The organism is Amycolatopsis sp. NBC_00348, from assembly GCF_036114655.1.
Classification (GTDB): domain Bacteria; phylum Actinomycetota; class Actinomycetes; order Mycobacteriales; family Pseudonocardiaceae; genus Amycolatopsis.
Window position 1 is genome coordinate 6792557 of record NZ_CP107994.1, and the last position, 14722, is coordinate 6807278.

The 14722-nt window shown below is 71.3% G+C and carries 11 protein-coding genes; 8 read left to right on the plus strand and 3 right to left on the minus strand.

All coding sequences use genetic code 11. The annotated features are described in order from the left end of the window. Positions 1 to 119 precede the first annotated feature (119 nt). On the plus strand, positions 120 to 1676 hold the full coding sequence (rdmE, locus tag OHS58_RS29565) for an aklavinone 12-hydroxylase RdmE (protein WP_328644724.1): 1557 nt from the start codon (positions 120 to 122) through the stop codon (positions 1674 to 1676). 32 nt (positions 1677 to 1708) lie between these two features. Here the strand turns inward: rdmE and OHS58_RS29570 are convergent, their stop codons facing one another. Continuing rightward, complete coding sequence (locus OHS58_RS29570; protein WP_326944243.1) at positions 1709 to 2329, minus strand: class I SAM-dependent methyltransferase; 621 nt, start codon at positions 2327 to 2329, stop codon at positions 1709 to 1711. A gap of 50 nt (positions 2330 to 2379) precedes the next feature. Between OHS58_RS29570 and OHS58_RS29575 the strand changes: the two genes are divergently transcribed. Next, positions 2380 to 3942, plus strand: a complete 1563-nt coding sequence (locus tag OHS58_RS29575; protein WP_328644725.1) for a PucR family transcriptional regulator — start codon at positions 2380 to 2382, stop codon at positions 3940 to 3942. Positions 3943 to 4100: 158 nt separating this feature from the next. Next, positions 4101 to 5000, plus strand: a complete 900-nt coding sequence (locus OHS58_RS29580; protein WP_326944245.1) for a zinc metalloprotease — start codon at positions 4101 to 4103, stop codon at positions 4998 to 5000. A 66-nt stretch (positions 5001 to 5066) separates the two neighbouring features. Here OHS58_RS29580 and OHS58_RS29585 read toward each other — a convergent pair whose 3' ends face one another. After that, positions 5067 to 6002 (minus strand): zinc-binding dehydrogenase, encoded by a 936-nt coding sequence (locus tag OHS58_RS29585; RefSeq protein ID WP_328644726.1) that lies wholly within the window; start codon positions 6000 to 6002, stop codon positions 5067 to 5069. A gap of 172 nt (positions 6003 to 6174) precedes the next feature. Between OHS58_RS29585 and ald the strand changes: the two genes are divergently transcribed. From ald to OHS58_RS29610, 5 genes are all read left to right on the plus strand, one after another. Beyond that, complete coding sequence (ald, locus tag OHS58_RS29590) at positions 6175 to 7290, plus strand: alanine dehydrogenase (protein WP_328644727.1); 1116 nt, start codon at positions 6175 to 6177, stop codon at positions 7288 to 7290. A gap of 487 nt (positions 7291 to 7777) precedes the next feature. After that, entirely contained in the window at positions 7778 to 8845 is a 1068-nt protein-coding gene (locus OHS58_RS29595; RefSeq protein ID WP_326944247.1) for an ABC transporter ATP-binding protein, read from the plus strand. Next, positions 8845 to 9726, plus strand: coding sequence for an ABC transporter permease subunit (locus tag OHS58_RS29600; RefSeq protein WP_328644728.1), 882 nt, complete (start codon positions 8845 to 8847; stop codon positions 9724 to 9726). Before OHS58_RS29595 ends, OHS58_RS29600 begins: the two co-directional genes overlap by 1 nt. Before the next feature lie 96 nt (positions 9727 to 9822). After that, on the plus strand, positions 9823 to 13572 hold the full coding sequence (locus OHS58_RS29605) for an ABC transporter ATP-binding protein (RefSeq protein ID WP_326944249.1): 3750 nt from the start codon (positions 9823 to 9825) through the stop codon (positions 13570 to 13572). A 203-nt stretch (positions 13573 to 13775) separates the two neighbouring features. After that, positions 13776 to 14381: a DUF4291 domain-containing protein gene (locus tag OHS58_RS29610; protein ID WP_326958005.1), complete on the plus strand. Its 606-nt coding sequence runs from the start codon at positions 13776 to 13778 to the stop codon at positions 14379 to 14381. Positions 14382 to 14388: 7 nt separating this feature from the next. Here the strand turns inward: OHS58_RS29610 and OHS58_RS29615 are convergent, their stop codons facing one another. Then, entirely contained in the window at positions 14389 to 14661 is a 273-nt protein-coding gene (locus tag OHS58_RS29615) for a hypothetical protein (protein WP_326944251.1), read from the minus strand. Positions 14662 to 14722 lie beyond the last annotated feature (61 nt).

The window sequence follows — 14722 nt, forward strand, 5'->3', positions numbered from 1 at the left end:
CCAACCGTTCCCACGTCCTGGGAGACAGGCTACCCGGGGTTGCCGCCGAGAATTATCTTGCGAGTCGAATCTCTTTGTATCTAAGATACTTTTACAGGGAGACTTCACGGGAGGTAGTCATGGCGGAACGGACACAGGTGCTGGTCGTGGGGGCCGGGCTCGGCGGGCTGTCGGCGTCGATGTTCCTGGCGCAGGCAGGAGTGGACGTGCTGACGGTCGAGCGGCACACCGGAACGTCGGTCCACTCGCGAGCGTCCGGGCAGAACTGGCGCACGATGGAGCTGTTCCACTGGGCGGGCATCGACGACGACGTGCTGCACGCGAGCCCACGGGCGTCGCAGGGCCTGCGGATCACGGTCGCGACCAGCCTGGCAGGCCAGGTCTTCCACCGGCTCGTGGAGGACGGCAGCGAGTTCGACGTCTCGGCCACGACCACGATGCCGCACGGCATGGCCGGACAGGACGTCGTCGAGCCGATCCTGCTGGCGGCCGCGGAAAAGGCGGGCGCGCGCGTCCGGTTCCGGACCGAACTGATCGAGCTGGAGCAGGACGACGACGGCGTCACCGCGACGCTGCGGCACCGCGACTCCGGCGAGGAGACAGTGGTGCGCGCGGACTACGTCGTCGCGGCCGACGGCGGGCGCAGCGGGATCCGGCAGCTGCTGGGCATCCCGACCGAGGGACTGGACGGGCTCAGCCACTGCCTGGGCGTGGTGTTCGACGCCGACCTCGGCGACCGCGTCAAGGCGGGCGTGACGGATCTCTTCTACCTGCAGAACCCGGAGTTCACGGCCGGGCTGTCGAACACCGACGTCGCCGGCCGGTACGTCTTCGCCCCGGACTACCACCCGGAACGCGGCGAGAGCCCGGACGACTTCGGCCACGACCGGCTGGTCGCGATGATCCGCACCGCCACCGACCTGCCCGAGCTCGACCCGAAGATCGTCTGGACGGGCTCGTGGGAGATCGCCGCGCGGATCGCGGAGCGGTTCCGCGCCGGCCGCGTCTTCCTGGCCGGCGACGCGGCGAAGGTGACCCCGCCGTCGGGCGGCCAGGGCGGCAACACCGCGGTCGGCGACGGCGCGGACATCGCGTGGAAGCTCGCATCGGTCCTCCGCGGCGACGCGGGCGACGCGCTGCTGGACACCTACGAGGCCGAGCGGAAGCCGATCGCGCGGATGATTGTCGACATGTCGCTGCACAACCTGAAGCAGCGCATGCACCCCGACCTGGACGTCTCCGGCTTGACGAAGGCCGAGGACCCCCTAGCGGCGGTCCTCGGCTTCCGCTACCGCTCGACGGCGGTGCTCTCGGAAGAGCCGGACGACGGCGCACGCGTCGAAGACGTCCACGCGACGACCGGACGTCCCGGGTTCCGCGCGCCGGGCATGACGTCCACAGTGGACTTGCTGGGGCACTCGTGGGTCCTGCTGTGCGCGGGTGACGCCTCGCGCTGGGCATCCGCCGCTTCCGGCATCGGACTGGCTTGCCACGCCATCGAGGGCGAGGAGTTCGCGACGAAGTACGGGCTGGCCCCGAGAGGCGCGTCCCTGGTCCGCCCGGACGGCATCGTCGCGTGGCGCTCGAAGAAACCGGTCGACGACCCGGCGGCCGAGCTGAAGCGGGTCCTGGACGCGGTCCTGTCGCGTCAGCCGGTCTGCCGCGGCTTGTCGTGAGTGTTTAGGGCGGTTCTAACCGCCCTAAACACTCACGACCGGGCCAGCACCCAGTGGAAGGTCGCTTCGCCTTCGGGCTCGTGGATCGTCACGGGCTCGTCCACGACCAGCGTGAAACCGGCGGCTTCGAGGAGCCGCCGGTTTTCCGCCGGGGCGTGGCTGCTGAAGAACATCGGCGTGCCGAGCCAGTCGGCTTCGACGCCGTTCGCCTCACTGCACCCCAGCGCGGCCAGGAACCAGCCACCGGGCCGCAGCCAGCCGGCGATCCGCTTGAAGAGGTCGCCCTGCTCCTCGCGGGGCACGTGCAGCACCGAGTAGAACGCCGTGACGGCGTCGAAACTCCCGCCCGGGAACGACACCTCCGCCATGTCGCCCTTCTCGAACCGCGCGCCGGGGACGTTCCGGCGCGCGAGATCCAGCTGCGCCGCGGAGACGTCGACGCCGAGGACGTCGTGCCGCTCGGCGAGCGACGCCGTGCACGGCACGCCCGCGCCGCAGCCGAGGTCGAGCACCGCGGCGCCGTCGGCGAGCCGGCCGGTCAGCTCCCCCAGGAACCGCAGCCGCGGGTCGTCGGTGATCCGCGCGCTCCACTCGAGGTAACGCTCCGCCGAGCTGTCGTAGCCGGATTCGACGATCCGCCGGGGTTCGCTCACCCTGCCGACCCTAGCGAGCCGGGCGATCCGTTTTCGGCCAGAATGAGGCCGTGGTGTCGGTGCGCAGCGTGGTCGACCGGGTGGGGCCGACGCTGCTCCACGCGCTCCAGGTGCCCGACGACTCGCCCGCCGTCGCCGACGTCGTGATCGCCGAGCCCGGCGGGGGTCTCACCCTCGCCGCCGGGGATCTGGTGCTCGGGGTGGCCACCACCGGGCCCGAAGATGCCGCCGAGCTGGTGAAACAGAGCGCCGAACAGGGTGCGGCCGCCGTACTGCTCAAGCCGCCCGTCGCCGGGAAAACCCAAGTGAAACGGGCCGCGAAAGCCGCCGGGATCGCGTTGATCCAGGTGCACGCGGCGACGTCGTGGGCGCAGCTCGTGTGGCTGCTGCGGACCGTCCTCGACGCGCTCGCCGACGAGTCCGAGAACCTCGAGAACGACACCGGCTCCGGCGACCTGTTCCGGCTCGCCGACGCCGTCGCGTCCGTTGTGGACGCTCCGGTGACCATCGAGGACACCAACTCGCGCGTGCTCGCCTACTCCGCCCGCCAGGACCTCACCGACCCCGCGCGCGTCGCCACGATCATGGGCCGCCGCATCCCGGACGACGTCCTCGCGCGGTTCCGCTCACGCGGCGTGTTCCGCGAGCTGTCGCGCGGGCGGCAGACGATCTTCGTGCCGGCCCAGCGCGACGGCACGCTGCCGCGGCTGATCGTGCCCATCCGGATGGGCGGGGAGCTGCTCGGCTCGATGTGGGCGGTGGTCGCCGGGCCGGTGTCCGACGAGCGCGCGGCCGCCTTCGCCGACGCCGCCCCGGTCGTCGCCCTGCACCTGCTGCGGCGCCGGGCTTACACGGACGCGCAGCGCCGCGCGTCGGCCGAGCTGCTGCGCGGTGTGCTCGAAGGCCGGGCCAACCCGCGCAAGGCGATGGCGGAGCTGGACCTGTCCGACGAGCCGCACCGCGTGGTCGTCATCGAGGTCACCGGCGGCGACGGCCGCGACGCCGAGGGCCTGCGGCTCGCGTTGCTGGAACGGCTTTCCCAGGGCATCGGCCGCCGTCCGGTGGCGACCGAGCTGGGCGGGCTGCTCTACGCCGTGGTCCCGGACCGCGCCGGCTCCGGCGGCTGGGCCGAGCTGCGCGACGCGCTCGCGACGCAGCCGGCGTCCCGCCGCGGCGGCGCCCCGCGGGCCGCGGCCGGTTCGCCCGGCGAGATCGGCGACCTGTCGACGTCGCGCGCCCAAGCCGACGAAGCCCTCGGCCTGCTGCGCGCGGAAATCCTCGACGAGCGCGTCATCACCTTCGACGAAGCCTGGACGGCGCTGGCGCTGCACCGCGGGGCGACGGCGGCGGTCGCGGCGAAGGTCGCGGAGCTCGGACCGCTCGGCGCGCTGCGCGCCCACGACGAGACGAGCAAGGCCGGGTACACCGACACGCTTTACGAGTGGCTGCGGCACCCCGGCGACCCGCGCGCGGCGGCGCGCGAGCTGCGCATCCACCCCAACACCCTGCGGTACCGGATGCGGAAGCTGCTGGCGCTGGTCCCGCTGGATCTCGACGACCCCGACGTCCGGCTCGCGCTGATCACCCAGCTGGTGGCGTTGCGCTGGAGCTGAGCCGATCGGCCCAACACGTCACCCATGCACTACTCCGCATGGATCGCGCCGATCGTACGGATTGTCCTTTCCCACCGAAAGAGGGTGGATTCTCGCGATTGTCCGGCGCATTTTCGCTGCACCACCCGCGGTAGCCGGGTCGTCGCAGAGGAGTGTCCATGAGTTTTCGCAGGGCCCTGAAGCTGGGCGCGGTGTCCGCGCTCTCCCTGGTTTCCCTGGCCGTCCCGGGCGCCACTGCCGGGAGCGCCGTCGCGGCGCCGAGCGGCGACTGCTTCACGCCCACGCAGTCCGCGGACCGCAGCAAGGACGGCCACGCCGACAGCCTGTCGCCGGCCGAAGCCGCCCGTGTCGAAGCCGACATGCAGAGCAAGCTGGCCGGCAAGCGCGCCGCGCTGGCGCCCGCGGCGACGTCGATCCCGGTGTACTTCCACGTGATCACCAGCGGCTCGACCGGCAACCTGCCGGCCGCCACGATCACCAAGCAGATCTCGGTGCTCAACAGCGCCTACGGCAGCAAGGGCTTCAGCTTCAGCCTGGTGAGCACGGACTACACGAACAACTCCACCTGGTACAACGGCATCACCGACGGCACGTCCGCCGAGCGCAACATGAAGAACGCGCTGCGCAAGGGCGGCAAGAACGCGCTGAACATCTACACCGCCAACCTCGGTGACGACCTGCTCGGCTGGGCGACGTTCCCGTGGAACTACACCGCGTCGCCGAAGCTCGACGGCGTCGTCATCCTCGACGAATCCCTCCCGGGCCGCTCGGCGACCAACTACAACGAGGGCGACACGGCGACCCACGAGGTCGGCCACTGGATGGGGCTCTACCACACCTTCCAGGGCGGCTGCTCCGGTTCGGGCGACTACGTCTCCGACACCCCGGCCGAAGCGACCGCGACGTCCGGCTGCCCGGCGAGCAAGAACACCTGCTCGGCGGCGGGCAGCGACCCGATCCACAACTTCATGGACTACAGCTACGACGGTTGCATGTACGAGTTCACCGCGGGCCAGGGCACGCGCATGACCAGCTCCTGGTCGGCCTACCGCGCCTGACACTCCGCAAGTCCGTGAATGCCACATTGAGAGACCTAGTGTCCCTCAATGTGGCATTCACGGACTTCAGGGCACCAGCAGCGTCTTTCCCACCGTGGTGCGGGATTGCATGGCCGCGTGGGCCTCGGCTGCCTGGGCCAGCGGGAAGCGTCGGCCGATCACAGGGGTCAAGCGGCCCTCCGCCGCCTCCGTCAACGCCGACTTCGTGAACGTGCGCATGTCTTCGGGGCCGCCCAGCGAACGGACCAGCGTGACGTCGCGGGCGGCAGCGTCCACTTCGGACACTTCCGCCCACGAACCGCTCGCCAGGCCGTAGATCGCCATCCGGCCGCCACGACGCAGCAGGCCGGACGCCGCCGTGCCGATGGCGCCGCCCACTCCGTCGAAGACCACGTCGACCGCACCGGCGGTGGACGTCCAGTCCGGCCGCAGGTAGTCGACGACGACGTCGGCCCCCTGCACCTGGGCCACCTTCGCCGGGCCGCCCGCGGCGCCCACCACCGTCGCGCCCGCGGCCTTCGCCAGCTGCACCAGCAGACCGCCGACGCCGCCCGCCGCCGCCTCGACGAGGACCCGGTCACCGGGCCGTACCCCGGTCGCGTGGATCAAGCCCGTCGCCGTGCGGCCGTCCGCGAGCAGCGCCACCGCCGCGTCGAGGGCCAGGCCTTCCGGCACCGGGAACACCGCCGCCGCGTCCACCGCGACGCGCTCGGCGTACCCGCCGGACCCGCCGGTCGAGGTGACCACCCGCTGCCCGGCGAGGTCCGGGTCCACCCACGCGCCGACCGCGCTGATCACGCCGCCGACGCCGTTGCCGGGCACGATCGGCAGCTCGGGGCGGAACGGTCCCGGGCCGCCCGCCCGCAGCTGCGTCTCGACGAACGTGATGTTCGCGAACGCCACCTCGACCACCACCTGGCCGTCCCCCGCGACCGGGTCCGGGGCCTCCCCCGGGACGAGCACTTCCGGACCGCCGAACTCCCGCATCCACACCACGCGCATGCCGCACAGGCTGCAACCTCAAGCGCGGTCGAAGTCAACGGCCTGTCGGCTCAGCACCATGAATGCGTCGAACAACTGTCCGCTCAGCACGATGACACCGCCGTCCGGGTGGCTCACCGTGAAGGACACCACCGCACCGTTTCCGGACGCAGACCGACCCAGGAGGCCGACCGTGCGTATCGCCGTTCCCCGTGAGATCAAGAAGCACGAGTACCGGGTCGCGCTGACCCCGGCCGGCGTGCACGAGCTGGTCGGGCGCGGGCACGACGTGTTCGTCGAGACCGGTGCCGGTGTCGGTTCTTCGATCTCCGACGAGGAGTACGTCGCCGCCGGCGCGAAGATCCTCGCCACCGCGGACGAGACCTGGGCCCAGGGCGAGCTCGTGCTCAAGGTCAAGGAGCCGATCGCCGAGGAGTACCCGCGCCTGCGCGCCGACCAGGTGCTGTTCACCTACCTGCACATCGCCGCCGACCGGCCGCTGACCGACGCGCTGCTGGCCGCGGGCACCACCGCGATCGCCTACGAGACCGTCCAGACCGCCAACGGCGCGCTGCCGCTGCTCGCCCCGATGTCGGAGGTCGCGGGCCGGCTGGCCCCGCAGGTCGGCGCGTACTCCCTGATGAAGCCGAGCGGCGGCCGCGGCGTGCTGCCCGGCGGCATCCCCGGCGTGCACCCGGCACGCGTCGTCGTCATCGGCGGCGGCGTGGCCGGCCTCAACGCCGCCCGCGTCGCACTGGGCCTCGGCTCGGACGTCGAGATCCTGGACACCAACGTCGACCGCCTGCGCCAGATCGACAACGACTTCGGCGGCCGCATCCGCACAGTGACCTCAACCAGGCTCTCGGTAGAAGAGTCGGTACTGCAGGCCGACATGGTCGTGGGCGCAGTACTGGTCCCAGGAGCAAAAGCACCAAAGCTGGTCTCGAACGAGCTGGTCTCCCGAATGAAGCCAGGCAGCGTGCTGGTCGACATAGCAATCGACCAGGGAGGCTGCTTCGCAGACTCCCGCCCCACAACCCACGACGACCCCACGTACACGGTCCACGAGTCGGTCTTCTACTGCGTGGCAAACATGCCGGGAGCAGTCCCCCGAACCTCAACCTACGGCCTAACGAACGTCACACTGCCCTACGCAGTCCAACTGGCCGACAAGGGCTGGAAGGCAGCACTACAGGCAGACGAGGCCCTGGCAAAGGGCCTCAACACCCAAGCCGGAGCCCTAACGAACGCCCCAGTAGCGGTAGCCCACGACCTCCCGCACACCCCCCTGACCAAAGTCCTAGCCTGACCAAAGAACCAAAGAAGCGGGCCCCTGTCGCAAGACAGGGGCCCGCTCCTTTGCACAAGGATCAAGCCAAGGCCGCGAACACCAGCCACGCTGGAAGGTGCACCAGAGGCACCGTGGGGGTCCGGGGGCTCGGCCCCCGGGAGACACAACGAAGTGAGTCGAAGCGAAGCGAAGACATAACGACGGCCCGCTCAACCAACCTGGGGGTCATTGGGAGCGGGCCGCCACTGACAAGCTTAGAGGGCTTCGGAGGACTTTGCTGCACCGGGTCGGCAAGTCTGGCAAATTCTTTATCAACTCGGTCCGGTGGCCCCGCGGGCGCGGGAGCAAACCCTCTGGTCAGACGCTCGCCGCCGCTACCCCCGGTGTCCGGAACCGGTTGCGGAACGTGACGAAGGTCGCTCTCCGCCGATTCGCCCGTTCCGGGCGCACGTCTCGCCCGAGTAGGGCAGGATGCGCCCCATCAGCGGGAACGTAAGGGGACGGTATGCACGACGGCAGTGGCCGGATTGTGGTGCAGAACCTGAGCAAGCAGTTCGGCACGGTGAACGCGGTGCAGAACCTGAGTTTCACGGTCGAGCCGGGCTCGGTGACGGGCTTCCTGGGCCCGAACGGTGCCGGCAAGACGACGACGCTCCGCATGCTGCTCGGGCTGGTGACGCCGACCCAGGGGTCGGCGACGATCAACGGGCGGCCGCACTCGCAGCTGGGGAACCCGGCGCGGGTGGTGGGCTCGGTGCTCGAGAACGAGGGTTTCCACCCGAGCCGGACGGCGCGGAACCACCTGCGCGTCTACGCCGCCGCGATCGGGGTGCCCGACACCCGCGCGGACGAGGTGCTGGGCCTGGTCGGCCTGGGCAGCGCCGCTGACCGGAAGGCGGGCGGCTTCTCGCTCGGCATGCGGCAGCGGCTCGCGCTGGCGACGGCGTTGCTGGGTGACCCGCAGGTGCTGGTGCTCGACGAGCCGACGAACGGCCTGGACCCGGAGGGCATCCTCTGGCTGCGCAACTTCCTGCGCTCCTACGCCCGTGAGCAGCACCGCACGGTCCTCGTGTCGAGCCACCTGCTCAACGAGGTCGAGCAGCTGATCGACCAGGTGGTCATCATCAGCCAGGGCGTGACGCGCTACAACGGGTCGCTGGACCAGCTGCGCAAGGGCCAGCAGTCCCGGGTGCTGGTGCAGCCGGCGGACGCCGCCGCGCTGGTGAAGGCGTTGCAGGAGAACGGCGTCACCCAGGTTTCGCCGACGCCGGACGGCCGGGTCGCGGTCGCCGGGTCGAGCGTCCAGCAGATCGGTGACCTCGCCGCGAAGGCCGGGATCGCCGTCTACGGGATGCAGGAGGAGCACGCCGACCTCGAGCGGATGTTCTTCCAGCTGACCCAGGGCCAGTTCAGCGGTGGCCCCCAGGGTTATCCCCCGCAGCCGCAGTACCAGGGCCCGCCGCCGCCCGGGTACCCGCCGCAGCAGTACCCGCCGCAGGGGCCGCCGTCGGGGCCGCAACAGCAGCAGTACCAACAAGGTCCGCCGCAGGGCTGGGGAGGTCCGCAGCAGTGATGGGGAACCTGATCAAGGCGGAGTTCCGCAAGACGCTCTCGCTGAAGACGTGGTGGGTGCTGCTCATCCCGCTCGTGCTGGTCGCCTTCTGGCTGACCTACGTGTGGGGCAAGATCACGAACGACTTCGCGGACTTCATCGGCTCCAGCGACGCCCGCGAGGTCGCGGGCGCGGTCGGCCTGGACGCGAGCAAGCTGCCGGTGGGCCTGCTGGCGTTCGCGCACGGCGTGAACATCGCGCAGCTGATCCCGGCGCTGTTCGGGGTGTTCGCGCTGGCCGGCGAGTACCGCAGCAAGACGATCACGACGACGTTCCTCACCGCGCCGAACCGGATCTCGGCGCTGACCGCGAAGATGCTGACCTACGTCGCGTGGGGCGCGATCTACGGCCTGGTCAGCTTCGGCGTCTCGGCGATCGCGGTGATGGTGTCGGTGGACTCGGGCCGCTGGCCCAGCGCCGGCCAGTGGCTGGCCGCGCTCGGCGGGACCGTGCTGGCCGCGGTGCTGGTGACGTTGTTCGGCATCGGGTTCGGCGCGGTGCTCCGCAACGTGCCGCTCGCGGTCGTGCTGCTGGTCGTGTGGTTCCTCATCGTCGAGAACGTCCTGGTGATCGCGTTCTGGAACACCACCGACATCCTGGGCGGGATCCTGCCGAACGGCACCGCGAACGGGATCGTCGGCGGCATCGCGGCGAGCGCGTTCGGCATCAACACCTTGAACCTGCCGGGCGGCGTCGACCACTGGTCGCAGCTGGGCCTGCAGCTCGCGGCGGGCGCGCCCGGCGTGATCTCGTGGTGGGTGTCGGCGCTGATCTTCTTCGCCTGGACGATGATCTTCTTCGGCTTCGGCTGGCTGGGCAACCAGAAGCGCGACATCACCTGATCGAGCGATCCCGTGAGGGCCCCTTCCCGACGTCGGGAAGGGGCCCTCACGGCTTTCGGGAAATATTCTGTCGGTGGCGGCGCTTAGTGTTGCTACGTGACCATCGCTCCACCTCGTCCCCGTCAAGAGCTCCCACCTGCCGAGACCGTCGGCTGGGTCCGCAGGCTGTCCGCCGCGGCGTGGGAGCACCGCGCGACAGTCGTGCTGTCGCTGGTCGCCGCCATGTTGAGCGTCGGCGTCCAGGCCGCCAGCCCGCTGCTGGTGCGCGCGGCGGTGGACGACGCGGTCGCGGGGCAGACCGGCGCGCTGCCGGGGATCGCGGTCGTCCTGGTGACGTTGCAGCTGGTCGCGTTCGCCACCGCGTTCCTGCGCCGGTACTTCGGCGGCAAGCTCGCGCTCGACGTCCAGCACGACCTGCGCCAGCGGGTGTTCAACGCGGTGTCGCGGCTCGACGGCGGCAAGCAGGACGCGCTGCGCACCGGCCAGGTCGTCTCGCGCGCGATCTCGGACCTGCAGCTGGTCACCGGGATCCTGATGCAGATCCCGCTGTCGTTCGGCTCGGTGATCTTCGCGCTGCTGTCGTTCGTGGCGATGCTGTGGATGTCCCCGGTGCTGACGTTGATCGCGCTGGTCGTCACGCCCGCGGTCGGCATCGTCGTGACCCGCAGCCGGAAGCGGCTGTTCCCGGCGACGTGGTCGGCGCAGCAGCGCGCGGCGGACGTCGCGCAGCAGGTGGAGGAGACCGTCACCGGCGTCCGCGTCGTGAAGGGCTTCGGCCAGGAGTCGCGCGAGGTCGGCCGGCTGGAGCGCACGGCGCGCAAGCTGTTCGGGGAGCGCCTTCGCGCGGCGAAGCTGTCCGCGGTGCCGACGGCGACCACGGCCGCGCTGCCCGCCGCGGGCCAGGTCGCGGTGCTCGGCATCGGCGGTGTCCTGGCGCTCAACGGCTCGATCACGCTCGGCACCTTCCTCGCCTTCGCGACCTACCTCGCCACCCTGATCGGCCCGGCCCGGATGCTGTCCGGCCTGGTCGTGCAGGCCCAGCTGACCCGCGCCGGCGCCGAACGCGTCTACGAGCTGATCGACGCGCAGCCGGAGGTCGTCGACGCCGCCGGCGCGCGCCCGCTGCCGGCGGGCCCGCTCGGCATCGAGCTGGACGGCGTCCGGTTCGGCTACACCCGCAGCGAACCGGTGCTCGACGGCCTTTCGGTGACCGCGCACCCGGGCGAGACGCTCGCGCTGGTCGGCACCGCCGGGTCCGGGAAGTCGACGATCTCGCTGCTGCTGCCCCGCTTCTACGACGTGCACGCGGGCGCGATCCGCGTCGGCGGGCTCGACGTCCGGGACGTACCGCTGCGGCAGCTGCGCCAGGCGATCGGCGTCGTGTTCGAGGAGGCGTTCCTGTTCTCCTCCTCGATCCGCGACAACATCGCCTACGGCCGGCCCGACGCGAGTGACGAGGAGATCGTCGCGGCGGCGCGCGCGGCGGAGGCCGACGAGTTCATCCGCGAGCTGCCGGAGGGCTACGAAACCCTGGTCGGCGAGCGCGGCCTGACCCTGTCGGGCGGCCAGCGGCAGCGGCTCGGGCTGGCGCGGGCGCTCATCACCGACCCGCGGATCCTGGTCCTCGACGACGCGACGTCGGCCATCGACACCGTCACCGAGGCGGCGATCCACGACACGCTGCGCTCGGTCACGGCGAGCCGCACGACCCTGCTGATCGCGCACCGGCGCTCCACCCTCGCGCTGGCCGACCGGATCGCGGTGCTCGACGACGGCCACGTGGTCGACGTCGGCACCGAGACCGAGCTGATGGCGCGCTGCCCGCTGTTCCGCGAGCTGGTCGCGGGCCCGGGTGACGGCGTCGAGGAGAAGGTCCGCTGCGAAGGCCTCGACCGCGGCCCGGCCGGCGTCACCGCGGCGCTCTGGCCGCGTGATGAGGGCAAGGACGAGGTCGACCACCTGGCCGAAGCCGCGCAGCAGCGCCGCGCCAACCCGAACAGCAGCGGGTTCGCGGGGCCGGGCGGTGGCGGTCTCGACCTGCCGCCGACCCCGGAGCTGATCGAAGGCGTCCGCAAGCTGCCCCCGGCCACCGACGAGCCGCGGCTGTCCGATGTGGACGTCACGGCGCCCGACCCGCGGTTCCGGCTGGCCGGGCTGCTGCGGCCGGTCCGCTGGCCGCTCGCGGTGGTGATCGCGCTGGTCGCGGCGGACGCGCTGGCCTCGATCGCGCTGCCGGGGCTCTACCAGTTCGGCGTCGACCACGGCGTCCGCACCGGCGTGGAGTGGGTGATCTGGCTCGCCGCCGGGATCGGCGCCGCGGTGATCGCGGCCGACTGGCTGGTGGTGCTCGCGCAGACCCGGCTGACCTCGCGCGTCGGCGAGACCGTGCTGTACGCGCTGCGCGTCCGCAGTTACGCGCACCTGCAGCGGCTCGGGCTCGACTACTACGAGCGGGAGCTGTCCGGGAAGATCATGACCCGGATGACGACCGACGTCGACGCGCTCTCGACGTTCCTGCAGACCGGGCTGGCCACCGCCGTGGTGAGCGCGCTGACGCTGGCCGGGATCACGGTGGCGCTGCTGGTCACCGACGCCGGGCTGGCGTTGTACGCGCTGGCGATGGTGCCGGTGCTGGCCGTCGCGACGGTGATCTTCCGGCGGGCGGCGTCGAAGGCCTACAACGAGGCCCGCGAGCGGGTCAGCCTGGTCAACGCGGACATGCAGGAGAACATGAGCGGCCTGCGCGTCGCCCAGGCCTACACCCGCGAAGAGCGTTCCGCCGAGGCGTTCGCGTCACGCAGTGACGACTACCGCCGCTCGCGGCTGCGGGCGCAGCGCTACGTGGCGACGTACTTCCCGCTGGTCGCGCTGATGTCCGACCTGGCGACGACCACGGTGCTGGTCGCGGGCGCGAACCGCGTGTCGGCCGGGACCCTGTCGGCCGGCGTGCTGCTCGGGTTCCTGCTGTACCTGCAGCAGTTCTTCTCCCCGATCCAGCAGCTGTCCTCGGTGTTCGACGGCTACCAGCAGGCCCGCGTCGGCCTGAACCGGATCGGCGACCTGCTGCGGACGCCGACGTCCGTCCCGCCGGCGGAACACCCGCTGGCGATCCCGGAGCGGCTGCGCGGCGAGGTCAGCTTCAAGGAGGTCGACTTCGCCTACGCGGGCACGGAGGCGAAGGCGCTGGCGCAGTTCTCGCTGGACGTCGCGGCCGGGGAGACGATCGCGCTGGTCGGCGCGACCGGCGCGGGGAAGTCGACGGCGGTGAAGCTGGTCGCCCGCTTCTACGACGCCACGGGCGGCACGGTCCGGATCGACGGCACCGACGTCCGCGAGTACGAGCTCGCCGGCCTGCGCCACCGGATGGGTGTGGTGCCGCAGGAGGCGCACCTGTTCTCCGGCACGGTGGCGGACAACGTCCGGTACGGCCGCCCGGCGGCGACGGACGCCGAGGTCGAGGCCGCGGTCCGCGCGGTGGGCGCGCTCGACGGCGTCGCGGCGCTGTCGGCCGGGTTCCTGCAACCGGTGGGCGAGCGCGGGCGGTCGCTGTCGGCGGGGCAGCGTCAGCTGGTGGCGCTGGCCCGGGCGGAGCTGGTGGACCCGGACGTCCTGCTGCTCGACGAGGCGACGGCGGCCCTGGACCCGTCCACGGAGGCCGCGGTCCTGCGCGCGACCGAACACCTGGCCCGCCGCCGCACGACGTTCGTCGTCGCCCACCGCCTCGCCACGGCGGCCCGCGCCGACCGCATCGTGGTCCTCGACCACGGCCGGATCGTCGAAACCGGAACCCACGAAGAGCTCCTGGCCGCGGAAAGCTACTACGCCCGCCTCTGGTCCCTCGGCTGACCCGTATCTCGCGTGACTGAACCCGTATCTCGCGTGACTGAACCCGTGACTCGCGTGATTGGACCCGTGACTCGCGAGTTCCGGCTTCAATCACGTGAGTTGCGGCTTCGATCACACGACTTACGTCGGGAATCACGTGAGTTGCGGGTTCGCCCGCCGGAAACGACCTCGCGGGGGTGAGCGGGCGCTGGGAGCATGGCGGGATGTTCGAACAACAGCGGGCGCCCGACCGGCAGATCCGTGCCGTGCAGACCGAGACCACCGTCCGGGTCTACCAGGCCTACTCGCCCGCGATCGCCGAGCCGGCGCTGGCGAAGCAGACGTTCGTCGCGCCGTTCAAGCGGGACCGGATGACGTGGATCAAGCCGTCGTTCCGGTGGATGGCCTACCGGTGCGGCTACGGGACCAAGCCCGGGCAGGAGGTCGTACTGGCGATCGACATCACCCGCGACGGCTTCGAGTGGGCCCTGGCCCACGCGGCGCTGAGCCACCCCGGCCGCGACCAGGAGAAAGAAGCCTGGGAAGCACAGGTCAAGACCAGTCCCGTCCGGATCCAGTGGGACCCCGAACGTGACCTCAACCACCAGGCGCAGAACTTCCGGGCGATCCAGGTCGGCCTGAGCGGCGAGGCCGTCGACCGCTACGTCGACGAGTGGATCACCGCCGTCACCGACGTCACGCCGGTGATGCACCGGATCCACCAGCACCTGCGGGACTACGAGCTGCACAAGGCCGTGAAACTCGTCCCGCACGAGCCGCCGTACGAGCTGCCCGAAGACCTCGCGCGGGCCATCGACGCCGACGGCTGAACCCGGGTCAAGGCAGCGCCCGCCACTTCAGCGAACCCAGCCCCGCGGCCTCGACGTCGGGGCGCACCGCCCAGCGGAACGTCCCCGGCCGGACGTGCACGCCGGCGCCGACCAGCCAGTCCGGCTCATCGGGTTCGACGTGCTCCTGCTCCTCGAAGTCGGCCACGGTCGGCCACACGGCCGCGCACGAATCGCACCGCAGCACGACCGCGCCGGACTCGGTGACCAGCGGCCTGACCAGGCCCTGGTCCCAGAACGACGGACATTCGACCAGCCACATCCACCCAGCAGAACCGGCCGGGGTGAACGGCGGCGGAGCGCTCGGCGACGAGCCCGCCAAC